The 23,626-nt window shown below is 68.4% G+C and carries 27 protein-coding genes; 15 read left to right on the top strand and 12 right to left on the bottom strand.

The features are described 5' to 3' along the window. The first annotated feature begins 52 nt into the window (after window positions 1–52). The 4 genes from hda to folK are packed head-to-tail and all read left to right on the top strand — an operon-like array spanning window position 53 to window position 3,664. Complete coding sequence (hda, locus tag ACYVKR_RS14760) at window positions 53–748, top strand: DnaA regulatory inactivator Hda (RefSeq protein WP_460481675.1); 696 nt, start codon at window positions 53–55, stop codon at window positions 746–748. A 17-nt stretch (window positions 749–765) separates the two neighbouring features. Then, on the top strand, window positions 766–1,467 hold the full coding sequence (locus tag ACYVKR_RS14755; RefSeq protein ID WP_460481674.1) for an HAD family hydrolase: 702 nt from the start codon (window positions 766–768) through the stop codon (window positions 1,465–1,467). After that, window positions 1,464–3,092, top strand: a complete 1,629-nt coding sequence (pcnB, locus tag ACYVKR_RS14750; RefSeq protein ID WP_460481673.1) for a polynucleotide adenylyltransferase PcnB — start codon at window positions 1,464–1,466, stop codon at window positions 3,090–3,092. Before ACYVKR_RS14755 ends, pcnB begins: the two co-directional genes overlap by 4 nt. Then, the gene (gene folK, locus ACYVKR_RS14745) at window positions 3,089–3,664 is read left to right on the top strand and encodes a 2-amino-4-hydroxy-6-hydroxymethyldihydropteridine diphosphokinase (RefSeq protein WP_460481672.1); all 576 of its coding nucleotides are present in this window, start codon (window positions 3,089–3,091) and stop codon (window positions 3,662–3,664) included. The genes pcnB and folK overlap by 4 nt, the downstream gene beginning before the upstream one ends. 37 nt (window positions 3,665–3,701) lie before the next feature. On the opposite strand, the gene ACYVKR_RS14740 is transcribed toward folK, so the two are convergent. Then, on the bottom strand, window positions 3,702–4,955 hold the full coding sequence (locus tag ACYVKR_RS14740) for an MFS transporter (RefSeq protein ID WP_460481671.1): 1,254 nt from the start codon (window positions 4,953–4,955) through the stop codon (window positions 3,702–3,704). Between the two features lie 109 nt (window positions 4,956–5,064). Between ACYVKR_RS14740 and ACYVKR_RS14735 the strand changes: the two genes are divergently transcribed. From ACYVKR_RS14735 to ACYVKR_RS14720, 4 genes are read left to right on the top strand one after another with little or no spacing between them, the layout of a single operon-like run. Beyond that, entirely contained in the window at window positions 5,065–5,481 is a 417-nt protein-coding gene (locus tag ACYVKR_RS14735; protein ID WP_460481670.1) for a hypothetical protein, read from the top strand. 45 nt (window positions 5,482–5,526) lie between these two features. After that, window positions 5,527–5,853 (top strand): antibiotic biosynthesis monooxygenase family protein, encoded by a 327-nt coding sequence (locus tag ACYVKR_RS14730; protein ID WP_460481669.1) that lies wholly within the window; start codon window positions 5,527–5,529, stop codon window positions 5,851–5,853. Window positions 5,854–5,858: 5 nt separating this feature from the next. Next, window positions 5,859–6,524, top strand: a complete 666-nt coding sequence (locus ACYVKR_RS14725; protein ID WP_460481668.1) for a VOC family protein — start codon at window positions 5,859–5,861, stop codon at window positions 6,522–6,524. Next, complete coding sequence (locus ACYVKR_RS14720; protein ID WP_460481667.1) at window positions 6,521–6,991, top strand: GNAT family N-acetyltransferase; 471 nt, start codon at window positions 6,521–6,523, stop codon at window positions 6,989–6,991. Before ACYVKR_RS14725 ends, ACYVKR_RS14720 begins: the two co-directional genes overlap by 4 nt. On the opposite strand, the gene ACYVKR_RS14715 is transcribed toward ACYVKR_RS14720, so the two are convergent. The 5 genes from ACYVKR_RS14715 to ACYVKR_RS14695 form a co-directional block, all read right to left on the bottom strand. Beyond that, entirely contained in the window at window positions 6,988–7,467 is a 480-nt protein-coding gene (locus tag ACYVKR_RS14715; protein WP_460481666.1) for a hypothetical protein, read from the bottom strand. The two genes, ACYVKR_RS14720 and ACYVKR_RS14715, sit on opposite strands and share 4 nt — an antisense overlap. A gap of 69 nt (window positions 7,468–7,536) precedes the next feature. Further along, window positions 7,537–7,815 carry an FtsB family cell division protein gene (locus ACYVKR_RS14710; protein ID WP_460481665.1) on the bottom strand — a complete coding sequence of 93 codons (279 nt, stop codon included), beginning with the start codon at window positions 7,813–7,815 and terminating at the stop codon, window positions 7,537–7,539. Window positions 7,816–7,846: 31 nt separating this feature from the next. Further along, a complete protein-coding gene (gene eno / locus ACYVKR_RS14705) occupies window positions 7,847–9,133 on the bottom strand; it encodes a phosphopyruvate hydratase (protein ID WP_460481664.1) in 1,287 nt (428 codons plus the stop codon). A gap of 251 nt (window positions 9,134–9,384) precedes the next feature. Further along, complete coding sequence (gene kdsA, locus ACYVKR_RS14700) at window positions 9,385–10,242, bottom strand: 3-deoxy-8-phosphooctulonate synthase (RefSeq protein ID WP_460481663.1); 858 nt, start codon at window positions 10,240–10,242, stop codon at window positions 9,385–9,387. A gap of 115 nt (window positions 10,243–10,357) precedes the next feature. Further along, window positions 10,358–12,016, bottom strand: a complete 1,659-nt coding sequence (locus tag ACYVKR_RS14695; protein WP_460481662.1) for a CTP synthase — start codon at window positions 12,014–12,016, stop codon at window positions 10,358–10,360. Window positions 12,017–12,125: 109 nt separating this feature from the next. On the opposite strand from ACYVKR_RS14695, the gene coaBC reads away from it, so the two are divergent. The 5 genes from coaBC to ACYVKR_RS14670 all read left to right on the top strand — a co-directional run bounded on the left by coaBC (window position 12,126) and on the right by ACYVKR_RS14670 (window position 15,860). Next, complete coding sequence (gene coaBC / locus ACYVKR_RS14690) at window positions 12,126–13,352, top strand: bifunctional phosphopantothenoylcysteine decarboxylase/phosphopantothenate synthase (protein ID WP_460481661.1); 1,227 nt, start codon at window positions 12,126–12,128, stop codon at window positions 13,350–13,352. A gap of 2 nt (window positions 13,353–13,354) precedes the next feature. Continuing rightward, window positions 13,355–13,801 (top strand): hypothetical protein, encoded by a 447-nt coding sequence (locus tag ACYVKR_RS14685; RefSeq protein WP_460481660.1) that lies wholly within the window; start codon window positions 13,355–13,357, stop codon window positions 13,799–13,801. Between the two features lie 154 nt (window positions 13,802–13,955). Continuing rightward, entirely contained in the window at window positions 13,956–14,405 is a 450-nt protein-coding gene (gene dut, locus ACYVKR_RS14680) for a dUTP diphosphatase (RefSeq protein WP_460481659.1), read from the top strand. A 58-nt stretch (window positions 14,406–14,463) separates the two neighbouring features. Continuing rightward, a complete protein-coding gene (locus ACYVKR_RS14675) occupies window positions 14,464–15,021 on the top strand; it encodes a glycine zipper 2TM domain-containing protein (RefSeq protein ID WP_460481658.1) in 558 nt (185 codons plus the stop codon). Between the two features lie 59 nt (window positions 15,022–15,080). Then, window positions 15,081–15,860, top strand: coding sequence for a type 2 periplasmic-binding domain-containing protein (locus tag ACYVKR_RS14670; protein ID WP_460481657.1), 780 nt, complete (start codon window positions 15,081–15,083; stop codon window positions 15,858–15,860). A gap of 73 nt (window positions 15,861–15,933) precedes the next feature. On the opposite strand, the gene ACYVKR_RS14665 is transcribed toward ACYVKR_RS14670, so the two are convergent. Further along, entirely contained in the window at window positions 15,934–16,239 is a 306-nt protein-coding gene (locus ACYVKR_RS14665; protein ID WP_460481656.1) for a c-type cytochrome, read from the bottom strand. A gap of 96 nt (window positions 16,240–16,335) precedes the next feature. On the opposite strand from ACYVKR_RS14665, the gene ACYVKR_RS14660 reads away from it, so the two are divergent. Beyond that, window positions 16,336–16,575 (top strand): TIGR04438 family Trp-rich protein, encoded by a 240-nt coding sequence (locus ACYVKR_RS14660; RefSeq protein ID WP_460481655.1) that lies wholly within the window; start codon window positions 16,336–16,338, stop codon window positions 16,573–16,575. 94 nt (window positions 16,576–16,669) lie between these two features. Here the strand turns inward: ACYVKR_RS14660 and ilvD are convergent, their stop codons facing one another. Then, the gene (ilvD, locus tag ACYVKR_RS14655; protein WP_460481654.1) at window positions 16,670–18,526 is read right to left on the bottom strand and encodes a dihydroxy-acid dehydratase; all 1,857 of its coding nucleotides are present in this window, start codon (window positions 18,524–18,526) and stop codon (window positions 16,670–16,672) included. 101 nt (window positions 18,527–18,627) lie between these two features. Between ilvD and ACYVKR_RS14650 the strand changes: the two genes are divergently transcribed. Continuing rightward, entirely contained in the window at window positions 18,628–19,560 is a 933-nt protein-coding gene (locus ACYVKR_RS14650; RefSeq protein ID WP_460481653.1) for a LysR family transcriptional regulator, read from the top strand. Between the two features lie 84 nt (window positions 19,561–19,644). Here ACYVKR_RS14650 and ACYVKR_RS14645 read toward each other — a convergent pair whose 3' ends face one another. The 4 genes from ACYVKR_RS14645 to ACYVKR_RS14630 all read right to left on the bottom strand — a co-directional run bounded on the left by ACYVKR_RS14645 (window position 19,645) and on the right by ACYVKR_RS14630 (window position 23,587). Beyond that, a complete protein-coding gene (locus ACYVKR_RS14645; RefSeq protein ID WP_460481652.1) occupies window positions 19,645–20,628 on the bottom strand; it encodes a Bug family tripartite tricarboxylate transporter substrate binding protein in 984 nt (327 codons plus the stop codon). A gap of 99 nt (window positions 20,629–20,727) precedes the next feature. Next, window positions 20,728–21,648, bottom strand: a complete 921-nt coding sequence (locus tag ACYVKR_RS14640; protein WP_460481651.1) for a LysR family transcriptional regulator — start codon at window positions 21,646–21,648, stop codon at window positions 20,728–20,730. Then, complete coding sequence (locus tag ACYVKR_RS14635) at window positions 21,645–22,781, bottom strand: CaiB/BaiF CoA transferase family protein (protein WP_460481650.1); 1,137 nt, start codon at window positions 22,779–22,781, stop codon at window positions 21,645–21,647. The genes ACYVKR_RS14640 and ACYVKR_RS14635 overlap by 4 nt, the downstream gene beginning before the upstream one ends. A 2-nt stretch (window positions 22,782–22,783) precedes the next feature. Further along, the gene (locus ACYVKR_RS14630; RefSeq protein WP_460481649.1) at window positions 22,784–23,587 is read right to left on the bottom strand and encodes a Clp protease/crotonase-like domain-containing protein; all 804 of its coding nucleotides are present in this window, start codon (window positions 23,585–23,587) and stop codon (window positions 22,784–22,786) included. Window positions 23,588–23,626: the final 39 nt, after the last annotated feature.

Here is a 23,626-nt window from a genome sequence, read left to right as displayed (position 1 = left end):
AATCCGGCTATGGATGTGCGCTGCGTGCTATCTATTTGGGAGCAATCCAGCCATGAAGCAGATGGCGCTCGACCTGGGTCTGGCCCCGGGCCCCGGCCTGCACCGCTTCTTTGCCGGGCCCAACGAGGCCGCGCTGCGGCACCTGCGCCTGCAGATCGAAGGCGATGGCGGCGTGCATCGCTCGCCCGTGCCGACCTACCTGTGGGGCGAGACCGCCAGCGGCAAGACCTACCTGCTGCGCGCCGTGCGCGAGGCCCTGCGCGAGCAGGGCGGCATCGTCGGCTGGATGGATGCGTCCACGCGCTTTCCGGTGGCTTTCGACGAGCGCTGGGCGGCGGTGATCCTGGACGAGGTCGATCTGTACAACCCGGCCCAGCAGGCGGCGGCGTTCAACTGGTTCGTCAATGCCACCAGCCCGGCCACCGGTGCGCAGCGCTGGGTGCTGGCCGCCGGCACCGTGCCGCCCTACGACATGAAGCTGCGCGAGGACCTGCGCAGCCGCGTGGGCTGGGGCGAGGTCTACCAGCTGCACGTGCTGGACGAGGAGCAGCGCCGTTCCGTGCTCAAGCGCGAGGCGCAGACGCGTGGCCTGGCGCTGCCCGACGACGTGATGGACTTCATGCTGCGGCGCTTCTCGCGCGACCTGGGCAGCCTGGTGCAGTTGCTGGACCACCTCGACGACTTTGCGCTGCGCAACAAGCGGGCGATCACCATCCCGCTGCTCAAGAACATGCTGGAGACCGAATAACCGGCACACCCCTATTCATGACTGACACCTCTTCCTCCACCCGCCCGCGCCTGGCGCTGTTCGATCTGGACCATACGCTGCTGCCGCTGGATTCGGACTACGAATGGGGCGAATTCACCATCCGCAAGGGCTGGTGCGACAGCGCCGAATTCGGCCGCCGCAATGCCGAGTTCTTCTCCGACTACCAGAGCGGCACCCTCGACATCCATGAATACGTGCGCTTTGCCACGCAGGCCGCGCGCGAGCGCGGGCAGGCCGCGGCCGATGCCGCGCACGCCGAGTTCATGCAGGAGGTGATCGCACCCGCCATCCGCCCGCAGGCGCGGGCGCTGCTGCAGCGCCACCGCGATGCCGGCGACGAGATCGTCATCATCACCGCCACCAACGAATTCATCACCCGCCCCATCGCCGAGGCGCTGGGCGTTGCCGAGCTGCTGGCCGTGAACCTGGAGCGCGACGCCTCGGGCTGGATCACCGGCGAGATCGACGGCACGCCCACCATGCGCGCCGGCAAGGTCACCCGCATGGAAGCCTGGCTCGCCGAGCGCGGCTGGGACTGGGGCGCGGTGGACACCACTTTCTACAGCGACTCGATGAACGACGTGCCGCTGCTCGAGAAGGTGAACCACCCCGTCGCCACCAACCCCGACGGCCGCCTGCGGGTGCTGGCGGCCGAGCGCGGCTGGCGCATTCTGGACCTCTTCAACGCGCAACCATGATCAAGAACATCATCGACAAACTGATCGGCAAGGCCACCGGCGGCGCGCGTGCACGCGCCAATCGCTTCGGCAAGCGCGAGGAGGTGCCCGTGTCCGTGCACGGCATCGACCCGCAGCTGGTGGACCGCCGCGCCATCGACGTGGTCAGCACGCTCAAGCAGGCCGGGTTCGAGGCCTACATCGTCGGCGGCGCCGTGCGCGACCTGCTGCTGGGCCTGCGCCCCAAGGACTTCGACGTGGCCACCAATGCCACGCCCGAGCAGGTCAAGAGCCTGTTCCGCCGCGCCTTCATCATCGGGCGGCGCTTTCGCATCGTGCACGTGGTCTACGGCCGCGGGCGCGAGCACGAGGTGATCGAGGTCTCCACCTTCCGCGCCCACTTGGACAACGCCGCGGCCGAGCAGGTGCAGGGCAACGAGAAGACCAGCAAGGCGGCGCTGGCCGGCATGAAGCATGCGGTGGACGAGAGCGGCCGCGTGCTGCGCGACAACGTCTGGGGCCCGCAGGACGAGGACGCCACGCGGCGCGACTTCACCGTCAACGCCATGTACTACGACCCCGAGACGCAGATCGTCGTGGACTACCACAAGGGCATCCGCGACGCGCAGAAGCACGTGCTGCGCATGATCGGCGACCCGGCCACGCGCTACCGCGAAGACCCGGTGCGCATCATCCGTGCGGTGCGCTTCGCGGCCAAGCTCAGCAAGAAGGGCTTCGCGCTCGACGCCAAGACCGCCAAGCCGCTGGTCGAATCCGCCGCGCTGCTGCGCGAGGTGCCGCAAAGCCGCATGTTCGACGAAATGCTTAAGCTGCTGCAGACCGGCCACGCGCTGGCCTCGGTGGAGCAGCTGCGCAAGCTCGGCCTGGCCAAGGGCATCTACCCGCTGCTCGACGTGGTGGTCGATCGCGCCGACACGCCCTTCGTGCAGGCGGCGCTGATGGACACCGACCGCCGCGTGGGCGAGGGCAAGAGCGTGGCGCCCAGCTTCCTGCTCGCCTGCGTGCTGTGGCAGGACGTGAAGCAGGGCTGGGACGCGCACCTGGCGCGCGGCGAGCACCCGTTCCCGGCGCTGCAGGATGCCATCGACGAGGTCTTCAACGAGCGCATCGGCGACGTGTCCGGCCGCGGCAAGCTGGCCGCCGACATGCGCGAGATCTGGGTGATGCAGCCGCGCTTCGAGAAGCGCACCGGCAGCACGCCGTTCGGCATGGTGGCGCAGGTGCGCTTCCGCGCCGGCTTCGACTTCCTGCGGCTGCGCGCCGACATCGGTGAGGTGGACGAGGCGCTGGCCAACTGGTGGCAGGAGTTCCAGCAGGCCGACGAGGCGCGGCGCGAGGACCTGATCGCCCAGGCGCGCGACGAGCAGCGCAGCCGCCAGCGCGCCGAAAAGGGCGCGGACAAAGGCACGGACAAGCCCGCCGCCAAGCGCAAGCCCGCACCCAAGCCCATCACCCAGCCGGCGACCCAGCCCACGGCCGAGCCGGCCGATGAGCAGGACGAATCCGCCGAAGATTCCAGCATCGACGAGATCATGACGGCGCCGGCCAAGAAGCGCCGCCGCCGCCGCCGCAAGCCCGCGGGCGGCGGTGCAGCCGGTGGCGAAGCGCCCGCCGGCGAAGCATGATCCTGCTCGCCGACGGCGACGTGGCGCCGCCGCCCGGCGGCAGCGTCCGTGCCTACATAGGCCTGGGCGCCAACCTGGGCGAGCCGGTGGCGGCCATGCTCGGCGCGCTGCGGGCCCTGCAGGCCACGCCGGGCGTGCGGCTGCAGGCCGTGTCGTCGCTCTACGTCACCGCGCCCATCGATTCGAGCGGGCCGGACTACCGCAATGCCGTGGCCGAAGTGGCCACCAGCCTGTCGGCCCACGCGCTGCTGCTGCAACTGCAGCAGCTGGAGCTGCAGGCCGGCCGCGAGCGGCCTTACCGCAACGCGCCGCGCACCCTCGATCTCGACCTGCTGCTGTATGGCGATATGGTGCGCGGGGGGGGACTCGAACCCCCATACCAACGCATCGCCATGCCCGACCTGCTGGTGCCGCACCCCCGCATGTGGGAGCGCGCCTTTGTGCTGGCCCCGCTGGCCGAGCTGCGGCCCGAGCTGGTGCCGGCCGAGCGGCTGGCCGCCGTGGCCGGGCAGGGCGTGCAGCAGGTGCGCGATGGCGTATGGGATGGTACGGTGGCGCAGATTTTGCAGTGAAAATGGCCTCTAGCGCTTATGCAGTAAGCGCTAGTAGCTATATTTTTTGAATATCTGCCGGCATCTGTTCCGGCAGGCGCCGCAGCCCGGACACGCTGCCGGCCCCCAGGATCAGCACCGCCTGCAGCAGGAAGCCGGCCAGCGCCGCCAGCAAGCAAGCCGCTTCTCCCCAGCCCGCGCCTATCCACGCGCCCAGCGCCGCACCCAGCGGGCGCGCCCCGGCATTGGCGCAGAGGAACACCGCGGACACCCGGCCCAGCAGCGGCGCGGGCGTCATGCTCTGGCGCAGCGTGGTCGTGGTGATGGTCCAGACCATGGGGCCGGCGCCCAGCAGCGCAAAGCACAGCCCCGCCAGCCAGGCGCCGGGCCATACCAGCGTGGCCGCCAGGCTGGCGGCAGCCAGCACGCCGGCCACCGGGCCGATCTGGATGGCGCGCCCCAGCGGCAGCGCCGCCGCGATGCGCGCGCTGAGCAGCGCCCCCGCGACCATGCCCGCGCCATACAGCGCCAGCGTGGTGCCGACGGCCGCGGCATCCAGCCCCAGCGTGCGTATCGCATAGGGCACATAGGCCGCCTGCAGCACGAACCAGGCGAGGTTGAAGACCACGCCGGTCAGCAGGATGGGGCGCAGCAGCGCACTGCGCCAGACAAAGCCCGCGCCGTCGGCCATCTCGCGCAGCGGATGCCGCCGCACCGGGGCGGTGGGCTCTGTGGCCGGCAATTGCAGCCGCAGCAGCAGCGCGATGGCGCCGGCCGACAGCATCGCCGCGAGCACAAAGGCCGCCGAGGCGCCGGCCCACGATACCAGCGCCCCCGCCACCGCCGGGCCGCCGGCATAGGCCGCGCTGCGCGCCAGCTCCAGCCGGGCATTGGCCCGCGCCAGCAACTCGCGCGGCACCAGCGACGGCACCAGGCCCGGCGCCGACACGCTGAAGCCCACGGTGCCCACGGCCCCCAGAAAGCCTAGCGCCGCCAGCCCGCCCATGCCCAGCGTCCCGGTCTGCAGCAACAGCAGCATGGCCAGCAGCGAGGCCAGGCGCAGCCCTTCGCCCCAGAGCATCAGCCGGCGGCGCGGCAGCCGGTCGGCCAGCACGCCCAGCGGCAGCGCCAGCAGCAGGAAGGGCAGGGTCTGCAGCGCGGCCAGCACGCCGATCCCGCCGGCGCCCGCGCCCAAGGCCAGCACCGCGATCAGCGGCGCGGCCGCCAGGCCCAGCTGCTCAGCGGACTGCGCGGCCAGATTCGACCAGGCCAGGGGACGGAAGCTGCTGGGAAGGGGATGGGGGGCTTGCATGGTGCCGGCAGTGTGGCAGGGCGGCGCGGCGCGTTCATCCCGTTTTTTGCGGTCGAATGGGCGAGCACGTGGTGAACCAATGGCGAGCAAGGGCGGGCATACTGCATCCATGGATTCGCTTCTCGCCTTTGTCAGCCCCCAGGGCAGCGGCACAGACCATGCCGGCAGCGTCGAGCAGGCGCTGGCCTGTCTGGACCGCTTCACCGCAGCCTTCAATGCGCAGGACCTGGCCGGCATGGACGCGCAACTGCACTTTCCCCACACCATGCTCTCGGGTGCCGGGTCGCTGGTGTGGCCGCAGGCGGGCTGCCATCCGCTGGATTTCTTCGAGCAGCTGCGCAGCACCGGCTGGGCCTCCACCCGCTACGAATCCCGCGTGCCGGTGCTGGCGAGCGCGGACAAGGTGCACCTGGTGGTCAGCTACACGCGCCGCTCGCAGCAGGGCGAGGAGCTGAGCCGCCACACCAATCTGTGGATCGTGGTCCGCAGCCAGGGCACCTGGGGCATTGCCCTGCGTTCGTATTGAGCGCCGCGGCGAGCCAGGCACCGCTATTTGATTTTCAGGGACTGCATGTACTCCTCGACCTTCATCTTTGCCAAGAAACAGTACGACGACGACTTCCACCGCCTGGACCAGGCCATTGCCGAGGTGGCCCGGCTCATTCCCGGCTACCTGGGCGAAGAGGCCTGGGAGAGCGCCGGGCTGGTCTCCAATGTGTACTACTGGGACAGCCTCGAAGCCCTGCAGGCGCTGATGCAGCACCCGCGGCACCTGGAGGCCAAGGCCCGCCAGGGCGAGTGGCTGGCCGGCTACCAGGTGGTGATCTCGCAGATCCTCAAGACCTATGGTGACGGCAGGCTCACCGGGCTGCCTTTGTCTAATCGGGCCGGCGGATAGAGACGATGCAGCACTCGTTTCTCGATCACATCACGGTGACCGCGTTCTCGCTGGATGCCGGAGCCGCCTTGCTGCGCGAAACCCTGGGCGCTACCCCGCAGGTGGGAGGCGAGCATCCCAGCATGGCCACCCACAACCTCCTGTTGCGCCTGGGTGATGCCATGTTCCTGGAGGTCATTGCGCCGCATCCGACCATGCCGCCTCCTGCGCGGCCCCGCTGGTTTGCGTTGGACGATTTGAAACCGGGCTCACCCGCATCGCTTTCCACCTGGGTGGTTCGCACCACCGATATGCAGGCATCCATGGCGGCGGCATCCGAGCCACTGGGCGCCATGGTGCCGGTGAGCCGGGGCAATCTTCGCTGGCTGATGGGTTTTCCTTCTGACGGGACTATTGCCTTGAATGGCGCGGGTCCGGCATTGATCGAATGGCAGACCGATCAACATCCCGCTGCAGGCCTGAAGGACCAGGGCCTGTCGCTGGACCACCTGGAAATCCTGCACCCGGACCCCCAGCGTGTCTCCCAGCTGTTGGCGTCGCTTCATCTGGATGCGCCGGTGACGGTGCAGGCTGCTGCGCCGCAGGGCGGCGTCCGCTTGCGTGCACATATCCGTACGCCCCAGGGGCTGCGGGTGCTCTCCACAGATTCCGCCCTGGCTCCCTATCCATGATTGCCATCCAATCCGCCCGCATCCCCGACGACCTGCCCGAGGTCGTCTCGATCTTCCGCGAATACGTGCTGAGCCCGACGGCCGACCTGGGCTTCCAGGATTACGAAACCGAGTTCGCCGCGCTGCCCGGCAAGTACGCCGAGCCCCAGGGCCGGCTGCTGCTGGCCTGGCTGGGCGGGCAGGTCGTGGGCTGCGCGGCCCTGCGGCGCGTGGATGAACAGCGTTGTGAGCTCAAGCGGGTGTATGTGCGGCCGGCGGCGCGCGGCCACCAGGCGGGCCGCCAACTGGTCGAGCGCATGCTGCAGGAGGCCAGGGCCGCGGGCTACCGCCGCATGTGCCTGGATGTACTGCCGGAGTTCACGGCCGCCCGCGCGCTGTATGCGTCGCTGGGCTTTGTGCCGGCCGAGCCGGTCAGCCACAACCCGGTGCCGGGCACGCAGTTTCTGGCGCTCGATCTCGGAGGCTAGCCGCCGGCCGGCGGCCGCTCCTTCAGCAGCGATTGGAAGAGCTGGTGCTCGCAGTCGGGGTCGCTGCATTTCTCGCAGGGGCCGGTCCAGCGCCGTCGGGGCGCTTCGGCCTGCGGCTGCGCGGGCCAGGATTGCACCCAGTCGGCACCCAGCTGCTGCGCAATGACCGACAGCGCCTGGTGCAGCTGCCGTTCCGGCGGCGCGGCGTGGATCACCTGGAAACCCAGGCCGTGCCGCTGCAGCGCTGCGCGCAGCGCCAGGTCGCGGGCGGCTTCGGCAGATGCCGCACCGGGGCGCAGCGCCTGGCCCAGCAGCAGGTACAGAGCGCCGGGTTGGGGAGCGACCTGCGCCGCTTCGGCAGTGCAGTGCAGCTGCGCCTGCCGCCCGCTTGCCAGGTGCGTGCGCACGCCGGCGGCAAAGGCCTGCAGCGGGCCGGGGCTGGCTCCGAGAAGAAAGACGGCGGGTGGGCTGTGCATATGAAAAAACGCTCCTGATTCAGGAGCGTTTGGCGCTGGTAGTTATTGGGCTGTTGGCGAAAATGATGCTTATTTTCGCGTGTATTGCACAAAAACCTCGTTGGGCTTGACCATGCCCAGCTCGGCGCGGGCCTTGGCCTCCACCATGTCCATGCCTTGCTTCAGGTCCTGCACCTCGGTCTCCAGGCGCGCATTTTCGCGCTTGGCGGCCTCGTTGGAGGTCTTCTGCTCGGCGATCTGCTGTTTCAGGTCGTGGACGTAGGGGACGCTGCCGCGGCCGCTCCACAGTTGCGCGTGCACCGTCACCAGCAGAGCCAGCAGCACGAAGGGGACGATGCGCGAAGTCATGGGAAGCGGTCAGGGCGATTTGCTAAATCAATCAGCGCAGATTGTAGAACGCCGCGCGGCCGGGGTACACGGCCACGTCGCCCAGGTCTTCCTCGATGCGCAGCAGCTGGTTGTACTTGGACATGCGGTCCGAGCGCGACAGCGAGCCGGTCTTGATCTGGCCGGCGTTCAGGCCCACCGCGATGTCGGCGATGGTGTTGTCCTCGGTTTCGCCCGAGCGGTGCGAGATCACGGCGGTGTAGCCGGCGCGCTTGGCCATCTCGATGGCGGCGAAGGTCTCGCTCAGCGTGCCGATCTGGTTGATCTTGATCAGGATGGAGTTGGCGATCTTCTTGTCGATGCCTTCCTTCAGGATCTTGGTGTTGGTGACGAACAGGTCGTCGCCCACCAGTTGCACCTTGTTGCCCAGGCGCTCGGTCAGCACCTTCCAGCCGTCCCAGTCGCCTTCGTGCATGCCGTCTTCGATCGAGATGATCGGGTACTTGTCGCACCAGGCGGCCAGCATGTCGGTCCACTGCTCGGCGCTGAGCTTGATGCCGCCTTCGCCTTCCAGCACGTACTGGCCGTCCTTGTAGAACTCGCTCGCGGCGCAGTCCAGGGCCAGGGCGATCTGCTCGCCGGCGGTGTAGCCGGCCTTGTCGATGGCTTCGAGGATCAGCTGGATCGCGGCTTCGTGGTTCTCGACGGACGGAGCGAACCCGCCCTCGTCACCCACGGCGGTGGGCATGCCGCGGCTGTCGATGATCTTCTTGAGCGCGTGGAACACCTCGGCACCCCAGCGCAGCGCTTCGCGGAAGCTCGGCGCGCCCACGGGCACGATCATGAATTCCTGCAGGTCCAGGCTGTTGTTGGCGTGGGCGCCGCCATTGATGACGTTCATCATGGGCACGGGCAGTTGCACGCCACCCATGCCGCCGAAGTAGCGGTACAGCGGCAGGCCGGCTTCTTCAGCGGCGGCGCGGGCCACGGCCATGGAGACGGCCAACATGGCGTTGGCACCCAGGCGGCTCTTGTTGTCGGTGCCGTCCAGGTCGATCAGGGTCTTGTCCAGGAAGGCCTGCTCGGCGGCGTCCAGGCCCAGGATGGCTTCGGAGATCTCGGTGTTGATGTGCTCGACGGCCTTGAGCACGCCCTTGCCCAGGTAGCGGCTCTTGTCGCCGTCGCGCAGCTCGATGGCTTCGCGCGAACCGGTGGAGGCGCCCGACGGCACGGCGGCGCGGCCCATCACGCCGGATTCCAGCAGCACGTCACATTCCACGGTCGGGTTGCCGCGGCTGTCCAGGACTTCACGACCTACGATATCAACGATTGCACTCACTTTGAGCCTTTCAGAGTTTTGAAAACGGGAGCGCCGTGCACACCACGGCCGGGTCAACGGAAAGCGATGGGATCAGGGCTGAAAACGGGTTTGCGGGCCCTCGACCGGAACCATGCGCATGATAGCGGCACCTTCCCTTGTGGAGCATGCCTTGGTGCATTCCGGCGGGTTATAAAACTTATGTGCGCCTCCGGCGCAGTCCGGGTGCGGCCCGGGATGGCGGGCGAAGGCGGACGGCATGGTCGTTGCTCTCAGGGTTGGAAGTCGTTTTCGAGGAAGCCGTTCTTCTTGGTCACGTCGTCCAGCGCCACCAGGGTTTCGAGCAGCGCCTTCATGTGCCTGAGCGGCACGGCGTTGGGGCCGTCGGACAGCGCGCAGGGCGGGTTGGGGTGCGTTTCCATGAACACGCCGGCCACGCCCACGGCGATGGCCGCGCGGGCCAGCACCGGCACCATCTCGCGCATGCCGCCGCTGCTGGTGCCGTTGCCGCCGGGCAGCTGCACGCTGTGGGTGGCGTCGAACACCACCGGCGCACCGGTCTCGCGCATGATGGAGAGGCTGCGCATGTCGGAGACCAGGTTGTTGTAGCCGAAGCTCGCGCCGCGCTCGCAGGCCATGAAGCTGTCCTCGGGCAGGCCAGCCTCCTTGGCGGCCGCGCGCGCCTTGTCGATCACGTTCTTCATGTCGTGCGGCGCGAGGAACTGGCCCTTCTTGATGTTGACCGGCTTGCCCGACTGCGCCACGGCGCGGATGAAGTCGGTCTGGCGGCACAGGAAGGCGGGGGTCTGCAGCACGTCGACCACGGCGGCCACGGCCGGGATCTCGGACTCGGTGTGCACATCGGTGAGGATGGGCACCTGCAGTTCCTTCTTGACCTTGGCGAGGATCTCCAGCCCCTTGTCCATGCCCGGGCCACGGAAGCTCGTGCCCGAGCTGCGGTTGGCCTTGTCGTAGCTGCTCTTGAAGATGAAGTTGATGCCGAGCGCCGCCGTCATCTCCTTGAGCTGGCCGGCCACGTCCATCTGGAGCTGCTCGGACTCGACGACGCAGGGTCCGGCGATCAGGAAAAAGCGCCGGTCGAGGCCGACGTCGAAGCCGCAGAGTTTCATGGTGGGTTCCTCGGGAGATTAAAAAAATAATAGCTGCTGGCGATTGCTGTTGGAGGGTTTCAATATGAAAAGTATTGGAAACCTTTGCAATACAAGCGCTGGCAGCTCACTTTTTTCAGGCTTTTTTACCGGCCTTGTGGTGTTGTACCGCCGCCTTCACGAAGGCGTTGAACAGCGGGTGGCCGCTCCAGGGCGTGGACTTGAACTCGGGGTGGAACTGCACGCCGATGTACCAGGGGTGCACGGCCTGCGGCAGCTCGACGATCTCGGTCAGGTGCTCGCGCTGGGTCAGCGCCGAGATCACCAGGCCGGCTTCGCGCAGCTGGTCCAGGTACTGGGTGTTGGCCTCGTAGCGGTGGCGGTGGCGCTCGGTCACCACGTCGCCGTAGATGCTGTGGGCCAGCGTGTCCTTTTGCACATCCGAGGACTGCGCGCCCAGGCGCATGGTGCCGCCCAGGTCGGAGTTCTCGTTGCGCGTCTTGATCGTGCCGTCCTCGTCCTTCCACTCGGTGATGAGGGCGATGACCGGGTGCTTGCAGCGCGCATCGAACTCGGTGGAGTTGGCGCCGTCCAGACCGGCCACGTGGCGGGCATACTCGATGGTCGCCACCTGCATGCCCAGGCAGATGCCCAGGTAGGGAATCTTCTGCTCGCGGGCGTAGCGGGCGGTGGAGATCTTGCCTTCCACGCCGCGGCTGCCGAAGCCGCCGGGCACCAGGATGGCGTCGTACTTCGACAGCTGCTCCCGGGCATTGGCGTCGGAGATGGTCTCCGAGTCCACGTGCGTGATCTTCACGCGCACATGGCTCTGCATGCCGGCGTGCTTGAGCGCCTCGTTGACCGACTTGTAGGCGTCCGACAGCTCGACGTACTTGCCCACCATGGCGATCTGCACCTCGCCCTGCGGGTGCTCGGTCTCGTAGACCAGGTCGTCCCAGCGCTTGAGGCTGGCGGGCGGGGTGTTCAGACGCAGCTTGTCGCAGATCAGGCCGTCCAGGCCCTGCTCGTGCAGCATGCGCGGCACCTTGTAGATCGTGTCCACGTCCCACATGGAGATCACGCCCCAGGCCGGCACGTTGGTGAACAGCGAGATCTTGTCGCGCTCGTCGCCCGGCACGGCATGCTTGGCGCGGCACAGCAGCGCATCGGGCTGGATGCCGATCTCGCGCAGCTTCTGCACCGTGTGCTGCGTGGGCTTGGTCTTGAGCTCGCCGGCCGCCTCGATGTAGGGCAGGTAGGTCAGGTGCACGAAGGCCGAGTTGTTCGGGCCGTGCTTGAGCGCCAGCTGGCGCACGGCCTCCAGGAAGGGCAGCGACTCGATGTCGCCCACCGTGCCGCCCACCTCGCAGATGGCCACGTCCACGGCATCGGGCGTGCCGAGGCCGGCGCCGCGCTTGATGTACTCCTGGATCTCGTTGGTGACGTGCGGGATCACCTGCACCGTCTTGCCCAGGTAGTCGCCGCGGCGCTCCTTCTCGAGCACGCTTTGGTAGATGCGGCCCGTGGTGAAGTTGTTGGACTGCTTCATCCGCGTTTCGATGAAACGCTCGTAGTGGCCCAGGTCCAGGTCCGTCTCGGCGCCGTCGTCGGTGACGAACACCTCGCCGTGCTGGAAGGGGGACATGGTGCCGGGATCGACGTTGATGTACGGATCCAGCTTGATGAGGGTGACTTTGAGGCCGCGCGATTCGAGGATCGCGGCGAGCGAGGCAGAGGCGATTCCCTTGCCCAGGGAAGACACCACACCGCCGGTAACGAAGACAAATTTGGTCATGTCTTTGAGGTGGTGGGAAATTGCGATTATAGATGCCCGCCGATCACCCGCATGCCTCGGGGGCATGTGGCGGCCGGAAGGCCTCTCGGCGTCTGCTACATTCGGCGCCATGAACCAGCTCAGCGGCAAACACATCGTTCTCGGCCTCAGCGGCGGCGTGGCGGCATTCAAGTCGGCCGAACTGTGCCGGCGCCTCATCAAGGCAGGCGCCACGGTGCAGGTGGTGATGACCGAGTCGGCCCAGCAGTTCATGACGCCGGTGACCATGCAGGCGCTGTCCGGGCGGCCGGTCTACCTGTCGCAGTGGGACACGCGCGAGCCCAACAACATGCCGCACATCAACCTCAGCCGCGAGGCCGACGCCATTGTCATCGCGCCGTGCAGCGCCGATTTCATCGCGCGGCTGGTGCAGGGCCGCGCCGACGAGCTGCTGAGCCTGCTGTGCCTGGCCCGGCCCATCGAGCGCGTGCCGCTGCTGCTGGCGCCGGCGATGAACCGCGAGATGTGGGCCCACCCCGCCACCCAGCGCAACCTGCGCCAGGTGCAGGCCGACGGCGCGCAGGTGCTGGGCGTGGCCAACGGCGACCAGGCCTGCGGCGAGACCGGCGACGGCCGCATGCTCGAGGCCGCCGAGATCGAGGAGGAGCTGCAGCGCTTCTTCGCTCCCAAGCTGTTGCGCGGCCAGCAGGTGCTGGTCACGGCCGGCCCCACGTTCGAGGCCATCGACCCGGTGCGCGGCATCACGAATCTTTCCAGCGGCAAGATGGGCTTCGCCATCGCGCAGGCCGCCAGCGCCGCGGGCGCCGAGGTCACCCTGGTCGCCGGGCCGGTGCATCTGCCCACGCCGCGCGGCGTGCGCCGCATCAACGTGCGCTCGGCGCAGGACATGCACGACGCCGTGATGCAGCAGGCGCCGGCGGCGACCATCTTCATCGCCACCGCTGCGGTCGCCGACTGGCGCCCCGCCAACGCCGCCGAGCACAAGATCAAGAAGGACGGCAGCGGCCAGGTGCCGCAGCTGGCCTTCGTGGAGAACCCCGACATCCTCGCCGGCGTGGCGCGGCTGCCCCGCGCGCAAAGCGGCGAGCTGTACTGCGTGGGCTTCGCCGCCGAAAGCCAGGACCTGCTGGCGAACGCCGATGCCAAGCGCAGGCGCAAGCAAGTGCCGCTGCTGGTGGGCAACATCGGCCCGGCCACTTTCGGCCAGGACGACAACGCGCTGCTGCTGGTGGATGAGCATGGCCACCGCGAGCTGCCGCGCGCCAGCAAGCAGGCGCTGGCGCAGCAGCTGGTGCAGGAGATTGCCGCCCGGCTGAAGGGTGGCGCGGGAGCCTGAGCATGAACATGGTCGTGCACAACCATTCCTCCACCGTCATCGGCAGGATGTACGAGGGCCCGAAGAACGGCGACTTTGTGCGCTATGTGGACCAGCTGCTGGCGGACAATGCGCGCAAGGCGGGTGTGGTGGCCACGCTGCCATCGCTGCCTGCCGCCGCCCGGTCGCCCGGCGCCATCCGCCAGCCGCAGGCCGGCAGCACGGTGGATGCGGCCACGCAGCTGCTGGAGCGGCTCAAGCAGGCCGCCAAGGCCAAGGAGGCTGCAGGCAAGCCGCGCACCGAGGTGTGGGGCCGCGAGCCCGTGGCGCAGGCGCCCGCAGGATCGTTCAACTGGGCCAAGCTGCTGGGCTGGCTGTTCATGCTGGGCCTGGCGATTGCACTGCCGCCCGTGGGCATCCTGCTGATCCTGCACTTCGTCGGCAAGCACCTGCGCGCGGCGAAGAAGTGAAAAGCGCGCGTGAAGCGCGCCGCGCACAGGCGTAAGCACCGGTAAAAGTGGGGCTGTGCGGCGGTGCCTTGCCGCATTGCCCCTAGCATTGCGTGCACGCGGCGCGGCCTTCGCGCGTTGTCTGTTTGATTGAACCTAAAAGCAAGAGAAATCCATGATCGTTGATATCAAGGTGCTGGATGCGCGCATGCGCGACCAACTGCCCCAGTACGCCACCCCCGGCAGCGCCGGCCTGGACCTGCGCGCCTGCCTGGATGCCCCGCTCACGCTGGCGCCCGGCGCCTGGCAGCTGGTGCCCACGGGCTTGGCCATGCACCTGCGCGACCCGGGCTACGCGGCCATGATCCTGCCGCGCTCGGGCCTGGGCCACAAGCACGGCATCGTGCTGGGCAACCTGGTGGGGCTGATCGACAGCGACTACCAGGGCCAGTTGATGGTGAGCGCCTGGAACCGCAGCCCCGAGACCTATGTGCTGCAGCCCATGGAGCGGCTGGCGCAGATGGTGATCGTGCCGGTGGTGCAGGCGCGCTTCAACCTGGTCGAGGACTTCGACGACGTGTCCGCGCGCGGCGAGGGCGGTTACGGTTCCACCGGAACCAAGTAGGCCCGGCGCCTTTCCAACCCATTTAGGCATCGCACAGGAGAAGAAGATGATCCATAACATGCAAGCAAAACGCAGCGCCCGCCTGGTGGCCGCATTGGGGCTGGCCGCCGCCCTCAGCGCCTGCGTGCAGGCGCCGCGCCAGCAATATCCTGGCGGCTATCCCAACCAGCCGCAGAGCTACCCCAACTATCCGCAGCAGCAGTACCCGCAGCAGGGGCAGCCCGGCTACCCCTCGTACCCGCCATCCGCGCAAGCGCCGCAGGGTGTTGAGTACGGCTATGTGGCCAATATCGAGGTGCTGAATGCCCAGGCCCCGCGCGGCGGCAGCAGCGGCATCGGGGCGATCCTGGGTGCCGTGGTGGGCGGCGTCGTCGGCAACCAGATCGGCGGCGGTTTCGGCCGTGCCGCGGCCACCGCTGCGGGCGCCGTGGGCGGCGCGGTGGCGGGCAATGCCATCGAGCAGTCGCAGACCCCGCGCTACCAGCAGCAACAGGGCTACCGCATCGTCATCAACCTGCAGAACGGCGGCCAGCGCATCTACGACGTGCCCCATCCGGGCGATCTGCGCCAGGGCGACCGCGTGCAGATCAATCAGGGCCAGATCTCGCGCTACTGACGCTGCCACGCCGCGCTGTCCGGGTTCGCCGCTACCATGGATGCTTTTGGAGGCAAACGATGAAAGCAAAAATGGCAGGGGCGGCGCTGGCCGTGGCAACCGTGGTCATGGCGATGGCCGCGCCAGCGCAAGCCGGGCCGCGGCTTGACCGCATCCTCGAGACCAAGGTGCTGCGCGTGGGTACGCCGGGTGACTACCGGCCCTTCGCCATCAAGGCCAACGGCGCCTACAGCGGCCACGACATCGACCTGATCGAGCGCATGGCCAAGGACATGGGCGTGAAGGTGCAGTACGTGGACACCTCGTGGCCCAAGCTGATGGAAGACCTGCAGGCCGATAAGTTTGATGTGGCCGTGGGCGGCATCACGCGCAACGTGGCGCGCATCGCCAAGGCCGAGATGCTGCCGGGCTATGCGCCGTTCGGCAAGGTGGCGCTGGTGCGCGCCGCCGACAAGGACAAGTTCGCCACGGCGCAAAGCCTGAACCAGCCGGGCGTGCGCGTCATCAAGAACCCCGGCGGTACCAATGAGGCCTATGTGCTCGAGAACCTCAAGAGCGCCCAGGTCAGCACGCACGACAAGAACGCCGAGATCCCCGGCTTGATCGCCGAGGGCAAGGGCGACGTGATGATCACCGAAACCTACGAGGCGCTGCACTACAGCAAGGCCGATCCGCGCCTGGCCGCGGCCTTCGTCGAGCAGCCGCTCACGCCGGTCAACCAGCTGGGCTTCATGCTGCCCAAGGACGATGCGGACTACACCCGCGTGATGCAGTTCGCCTGGGGCCTGCAGGACAGCCGCGGCGAGCTGCGCAAGGCCGCGCAGCAGTGGCTGAAATGAAGCGGTTCAGGGCATAAAAAAATGGCGCCGAGGCGCCATTTTTCATGCAGGCCGGCGGGCCTTCCATTGCTGCTTACTTCTGCGTCAGCACCCAGGTGGCGAGCTTCTTCGCATCGGCTTCGTTCACCTGCGCATTGGCAGGCATGGGCACCGGGCCCCAGACGCCGGAACTGCCCTTCAGGATCTTCTGGGCCAGCTTGTCGACGGCGTCCTTCTGGCCGGCGTACTTGGCGGCCACATCCTTGTAGGACGGACCCACCACCTTCTTGTCCACCGCGTGGCAGGCCATGCAGTTCTTCGATTGCGCCAGGGCTTGGTCGGCCCATGCGGGCGCCGATGCGGCAATGGCCAGAACCGAGGCAACCAAAATACGCTTCATCGTGTGTTCTCCTATGCTTGGGTTACATTGCATTCTACCGTCATCAAACGGACCGGTGTGGCGCAGGCGCACCGGTCGAAAACAGGGAGGATGCCCATGTATTTGCTGGGTCTGGGAGTGGTGTTGCTGCTGATGAAGGTCCTGGAATTCGGACCGGTGGCGCAGTGGTCGTGGGTGGCCGTGCTGGTGCCGTTCGCGTTGGCCGCGCTGTGGTGGGCCTGGGCCGACTGGTCGGGCTACACCAAGCGCCGTGCCATGGAAAAGGAAGACGCCAAGAAGGCCGCGCGCATAGACCGCAGCAAGAAGGCGCTGGGGCAGGGCGTGCGCCGCCGCTGAGATATCTGTTATTCCGGCCGGGCGGGCGCCTCGCCCATAAAAAACGCCAGCCCGCGGGCTGGCGTTTTCGGTGGGGGCGGTCAGCCGCCGGCCATCAGTCCAGCAGCGACAGGTCGCGCACCGCGCCCTTGTCGGCCGACATCACCAGCTTGGCGTAGGCCTTGAGCGCGGCCGATACCTTGCGTGGGCGCGGCTGGGCCGGCTTCCAGCCCTTGGCGTTCTGCTCTTCGCGGCGCTTGGCCAGTTCCTCGTCGCTCACCAGCACGTCGATGGTGCGATTGGGGATGTCGATGCGGATGCGGTCGCCATTCTTCACCAGGCCGATCGCGCCGCCGGCTGCCGCCTCGGGCGAGCAGTGGCCGATCGACAGGCCCGAGGTGCCGCCCGAGAAGCGGCCGTCGGTCAGCAGCGCGCAGGCCTTGCCCAGGCCCTTGGACTTGATGTAGCTCGTGGGGTAGAGCATTTCCTGCATGCCGGGGCCGCCCTTGGGGCCTTCGTAGCGCACGACGACCACGTCGCCTGCCTTGACCTTGTCGGCCAGGATGTTCTCCACGGCCTCGTCCTGCGACTCGACCACATGGGCCGGGCCCTCGAACACCAGGATGGAGTCGTCCACGCCCGCGGTCTTGACCACGCAGCCGTCCTTGGCGATGTTGCCGGTGAGCACGGCCAGGCCGCCTTCCTTGCTGAAGGCGTGGTCGTACGAGCGGATGCAGCCCTCGGCACGGTCCAGGTCCAGGCTGGGCCAGCGCGTGTTCTGGCTGAAGGCCACCTGCGTGGGGATGCCTGCGGGACCTGCCATGTAGAAGGTCTTCACGGCCTCGTCGCTGGTGCGGGTGATGTCCCACTGGTTCAGCGCGTCGCCCAGCGTGGCGGCATGCACGGTGGGCACGTCGGTGTGCAGCTTGCCGGCGCGCTCCAGCTCACCCAGGATGGCCATGATGCCGCCGGCGCGGTGCACGTCTTCGATGTGGTACTTGTTGGTGTTGGGGGCCACCTTGCACAGCTGCGGCACGGTGCGCGAGAGGCGGTCGATGTCGGTCATGCCGAAGTCGATCTCGGCTTCCTGCGCGATCGCCAGCAGGTGCAGGATGGTGTTGGTCGAGCCGCCCATGGCGATGTCCAGCGTGATCGCGTTCTCGAAGGCCTTGAAGCCCACCGAGCGCGGCAGCACGCGTGCGTCTTCCTGCTCATAGTACTGGCGGGCCAGCTCGACGATGCGGCGGCCGGCGCGCTTGAAGAGCTGCTCGCGGTCGGCGTGCGTGGCCACCACGGTGCCGTTGCCCGGCAGCGCCAGGCCCAGCGCCTCGGCCAGGCAGTTCATCGAGTTGGCGGTGAACATGCCCGAGCAGGAACCGCAGGTGGGGCAGGCGGAGCGCTCCACCTCGGCCACGTCGGCGTCGCTGACCTTGTCGTCGGCGGCCATCACCATGGCGTCGATCAGGTCGAGCTTCTTGATCTGGATGGTGGAGGTGCCGGGCACGGCCAGGCGCACCTTGCCGGCCTCCATCGGGCCGCCCGAGACGAAGACCACCGGAATGTTCAGGCGCATCGCGGCCATCAGCATGCCGGGGGTGATCTTGTCGCAGTTGCTGATGCAGACCATGGCGTCGGCGCAGTGCGCGTTGACCATGTATTCCACGCTGTCGGCGATGATCTCGCGGCTGGGCAGCGAGTACAGCATGCCGTCGTGGCCCATGGCGATGCCGTCGTCCACCGCGATGGTGTTGAACTCCTTGGCCACGCCGCCGGCGGCCTCGATCTCGCGGGCGACGAGCTGGCCCAGGTCCTTCAGGTGCACGTGGCCGGGCACGAACTGGGTGAAGGAGTTGACCACCGCGATGATGGGCTTGGAGAAGTCGTCGTCCTTCATGCCGGTGGCGCGCCACAGCGAGCGGGCGCCGGCCATGTTGCGGCCGGCGGTGGAGGTCTTGGAACGGTAGGCGGGCATCGTGGGTCTCGAATGGTTGTAAAAAACAGCAGCTCCTAGTATGCGACGCTGGTGTAATTTGATCCAATACCTTTCAAATTCTTGATTAATATGTTTTGCATATGAGTCAGCCCTTCATCGACATCCGCGCCTGGCGCCAGTTCGCCATGGTGGCCGAGGAATTGCACTTCGGCCGCGCGGCGCAGCGCCTGAACATCACCCAGCCGCCGCTGACCCAGGCCATCGCCGGCCTGGAGCGGCAGCTCGGCGTGCGCCTGTTTGATCGCAACAAGCGCAGCGTGCAGCTCACGCCGGCCGGCGCGGCGCTGCTGCCGCAGGCGCAGGACCTGATCGCCCGCGCGCTGGCCCTGCCTGAGCAGGCGCGCGCCGCCGCCGCCGGCGAGGTGGGGCGGCTGCGCCTGGCCTTTGTCTCCACCGTGGGCTTTGGCGGGCTGCCGCAGTGGGTGCGGGCCTTTCGCGCCGCCAGCCCCGGCGTGCGCCTGGAGCTGACCGAGGCCACCAGCGATGTGCAGCTGCAATGGCTGCGCGAGGGCAGCATCGACGCCGGCATCGTGCTGCATGCCCGGGACGAACCTGCGCCGCCCGGCATGGTGCGGCAGGTGATCGGCCAGGAGCCGTTGTGGCTGGCGCTGCCCGAGCGGCACCCGCTGGTGAATGCGCAGGCCAAGGCGCGCGCGCTGCGTTTCGAGCAGGTCTGCGACGAGCCGCTGGTGCTGTTCCCGCGCGCCATCCTGCCTGCCGTGCACGACGGCCTGCAGGCCCGCTACGCGGCGGCCGGTCGGGCGCTGAACGTGGCGCAGGAGGCGATCCAGATGCAGACCATCGTCAACCTCGTGTCGGCCGAGCTGGGCCTGGCCTGGGTATTGCAAAGTGTGAGCCGGTTGCAGCGTGCCGGCGTGGTCTACCGCGAGCTCAAGGAGTCGCCGGGCGCGCCCGCCATGCCCGTCTGCGAGACCAGCGTGATGTGGCAGGCCGGCCACGACGCGCCGGTGCTGCGGCGCTGGCTGCAGGTGGTGCAGGCCGTGGATGGATAGGGCTACAGGAATTTGGAGTCAAATTGGCATCCAGCGCCCGCCAGTCAAGCGCCAATAGCTCTTTTTTCTATAGTGGGCCGAGGCTCACTGTGGCTCGATCCTGGCGTCGATCGCGCGCTGGGTCCAGATCCTGCGCTGGGCCTGGGTGAAGTCCGCATGCTCGGCCAGCGTGTTCGGCGCCACCTGCATGCCCAGCGACTCCAGGCGTTGCAGCACGTCGGGCTCGCGCAGGATCGCGGCAACTTCATGGTTCAGGCGCTGGGTGATGGCGTCGGGCGTCTTCGCGGGCACGGCCACGCCGACCCAGACCACGAGGTCGAAGTTCTGGTGGCCCAGCTCCTCCAGCGTGGGCACGGCGGGAAAGCCCTTGGCGCGCGTCTTGCCGGTGAACGCCAGGCCGCGCAGGCGCCCGGCCTGCATGAACGAGGTGACCACCGACAGGTCGGCGAACAAATAGTCCACCTGGCCGCCGAGCAGGTCCGTCACCGCCGGCGGCTGGCTCTTGTAGGGCACGGCGTTGGCGTCGCCGCCGGTCAGGCGGTTGAAGGTGGCGCCGGCGATCTGGCTCGTCGGCGAACCGTAGGCGTAGGCCAGCGGTTTGGTCCGCGAGGCCTCGACCAAGTCCTGCAGCTGGCGGTAGGGCGCCTCGCTGCGCACGACCAGCATCATCGGGATGGTGGCGATCCGTATCACGTGGACGAAGTCGCCCGTCGGGTCGAACGAGAGCTTGCGGAACAACGCGGGCGTGGCCGAATGGGTGGAGCTGCTGGTGAGGATCAGCGTGTAGCCGTCGGGCTGGGCGCGGGCGGCGAACTGCGAGCCTATGGTGCCCGAGGCGCCGGGCTTGTTGTCGACGATGACCGGCACGTTCAGCCGCGGGCCCAGCTTCTCGGCGATGAGGCGCGCGCTGGTGTCGGTGGCGCTGCCCGGCGAGAAGGGCACGACGATGGTGATGGGCTTGCTCGGCCAGGGCGACTGGGCAGCGGCGCTGCCGGACAGCGCACCCAGCGCGGCCAGGGTGCCGGCGGCCAGTACATCGCGGCGCGAAAGAAAGGATGGCTGGGTCATGGGGTTCGTCTCCTGCGGGGCGGGGATGGGGCCGGATGATGCGCCGGGGTGCTCATGCCAACAAGGGATGAATATTCATGAACCCATTCCGGAATCGGATCAATGCGGCTGGTCCTGCGCCTCGCGTGCGCGCAGCTGCGCCTCCGCGAGCTGCACGAACACTGCGGCGGCCCGCGACAGGCGCGCGGTGTGCCGCTGGATGAGCAGCAGCTCGTGCCCCTGCCGGTCCGCATCGCCGATGGGCAGCACCTGCAGGCCCAGCTGGCGCGCGAGCGCGCAGGCATAGCCCGGCACCACGGTGATGCCCAGGTTCGCGCCCACCAGTTGCAGCACGGACAGCAGCATGCCGGCCTCGATGCGGTAGCGAAAGCGCAGCCCGCGGTCGTGGGCAACCCGGTCGAGGCTGCTGCGCACGCTGTAGACGTTGCGCAGCATGATCAGGTCCTGCGCGGCCACGTCGGCCCAGCGCACGGCTTGGCGTGCGGCCAGTTCGTGGCCAGGGGCGCAGGCCGCGAACATGGTGTCGCGGTAGATCACCCGTGCGGAAAGGTCTTCCACGGCCTGGTGGTGCGAGACGATGCCGAAATCGGCGCGGCCGTGGCGCACGTGGGCGATGGTGTCGTCGGTGGACAGCTCGAACAGCTCCAGCTGCACCTTGGGGTGCGCACGGTGGAAGGCAGCCACCACGTCGCCCAGCAGGCCGACCATCATCAGCGGCGATGCCGCGACGCCCACGGTGCCGCGCTCCAGCGAGCGCAGGCCCGACATGCTGCGCTCGGCGGCGCGAACGGTGCCCAGGATCTCCTGCGCATAGGCATAGAAGTCCGCCGCGCCCTCGCAGGGCGTGACGCTGCGCGTGGAGCGCTCGAACAGGGGCTGGCCCACTTCGGACTCCAGCTCGGCCACCAGCTTGCTGACGGCGGACTGGGTAACGAATGCCGCCCGCGCCGCGGCGGTGAAGCTGCGCAGCTCGTAGAGCGCGCAGAACACGCGCAGCTGCTTGAGCGTGAGGTTCTTCACGGGTCCGTGCCGGGCGCGGCCGGGCCGGCATCCTGCGCCGGCGCCAGCCGGGCTATGGCCCCGGGCGTGCGCGAGAAGCGCACCGGAATGGACGGCATGCGCAGCGTGCCCTCCGTCGGGTGCTCGACCTGCTGGAAGAAGCCGGTGGCCTGCAGGTGCGGGTCGTCGAACAGGTCCTCGGGCGCATTCACGCGCGAGTGCGGGATGTCGGCCGGCGCCAGCAGGTCCAGCCATTCCTGGGTGCCGCGCAGCGCGACGATGTCGGCCAGGTCCTGGTACAGCGCATCGAAGTGCCCGGCGCGTGCCGCGGCCGTGGCGTAGCGCGCATCCCGGGCCAGGTCCTCGCGCTGCGCGAGCGCAAAGAAGCGCTGCCATTGCGCGTCGGTATAGGGCAGCAGCGCCAGGAAACCGTCGCGCGTGCGGTAGGGCCGCCGTTGCGGCGAGAGCACGCGGCTGTAGCCCATGGGGCCGAGCGGCGGCACGAAGCTGTGCCCGCCCAGGTGCTCGACGAGGGTGAAGGACACCAGGGTCTCGAACATCGGCACCTCGAGCGCCTGGCCGCGCCCGGATTTCTCGCGCTCGTACAGCGCCATCGGAATGGCATAGGCCAGCGTGAGCCCGGCCACCTTGTCCGCGAGGATGGTGTTCACATAGGCGGGCGCACCCGCGTTGCGGCCCTGCAGGTCGGCCAGCCCGCTCATGGCCTGAATGATGTCGTCGAACGCGGGCTGGGCGGCATACGGGCCGTCCTGCCCGAAACCGACGGCCGAGCAATAGACCAGGCGCGGATGGCGCGCGCACAGGGTGTCCGCGTCCAGCCCCAGCCGGGCGAGCGCCTTGGGGCGGACGTTGGTGACGAAGACATCGGCATCGGCGATCAGCGCCAGCAGCCGGGCATGGTCTTCGGGCTGCTTGGCATCCAGCGTGACGCCGCGCTTGTTGCGGTTGAGGTTGAGGAAGGCATGGCCCATGCCCGCGTGGCGTGCGGGCGCGGAGCTGCGGAACACATCGCCCTCGGGCGGCTCGATCTTGAATACCTCGGCGCCCATGTCGCCGAGGATCTGCGTCGCGTAGGGGCCCATGCCCACCGAGGTCATGTCAACCACGCGCACGCCTTGCAGCGGACCGGGCATGGTCAGCCTCCCTTGGCGTGGCGGCGAGCCAGGAACGGCGCCATGTACTCGCGGGGCTCGGCGGTGGTGAAGGCATCGCCGAATACCTCCACGCTGCGGTCCAGGCCGGCCTCTTCCGTCGCCTGGCTCCAGTAGCGCAGCAGCGCCTTCTGGGCGCGCACGGCGCGCGGGCCGCTGTGGACGATGGGGGCCAGCGTGCGCTCCAGCAGCGCGTCCAGCTCGCCTGGCTCGCAGGCAAACTGCAGGTAGCCCCAGCGCAGCGCCTGCTCGGCATCCACGTTCTCGCCCGTCAGCAGCAGCCAGTTGGTCGCGCCCGGCCCGATCAGTGCGGGCAGCAGCACGGCGTGGATCACCGAAGGGATGCCCACGCGCACCTCGGGCATGCCGAAGACCGCGTCGCGCGAGCCCAGGCGGATGTCGCAGGCGGCGGCCAGCTCCATGCCGGCGCCTAGGCAGAAGCCGCACAGGCGGGCGATCGTCGGCACCGGGATGTCGGCCACCGCCTCGCACAGGCGGCGCAGGTTGGTGATGAACTCGCGGCCGCCCTGGGGATCGAGCTCGGCCATCTCGTAGATGTTGGCGCCGCCCACGAAGGCCTTGTCGCCGGCGCCGCGGATCACCACGGCGCGCGCATCGGGCTGTGCGGCGATCCAGCGCACGGCCTCGGTCAGCCCCCGGGTGACGGGCGTGGCCAGAATGTTCAGGCTCTTGGCATCGTGGATCTGCAGGGTGTAGACGCCGCGCGCGTCGCGGGTGACGAGGCTGTGGGCGAAGGCGGGAATACTGGGGATAGGGGCGGCGGTCATCTCGGGCAGGCTCCTGCAGGGGGACAAACCTGCATGCTA

The sequence above is a fragment of the Comamonas humi genome, from assembly GCF_054782535.1.
This window is presented reverse-complemented; position numbering and strand designations above follow the sequence as displayed.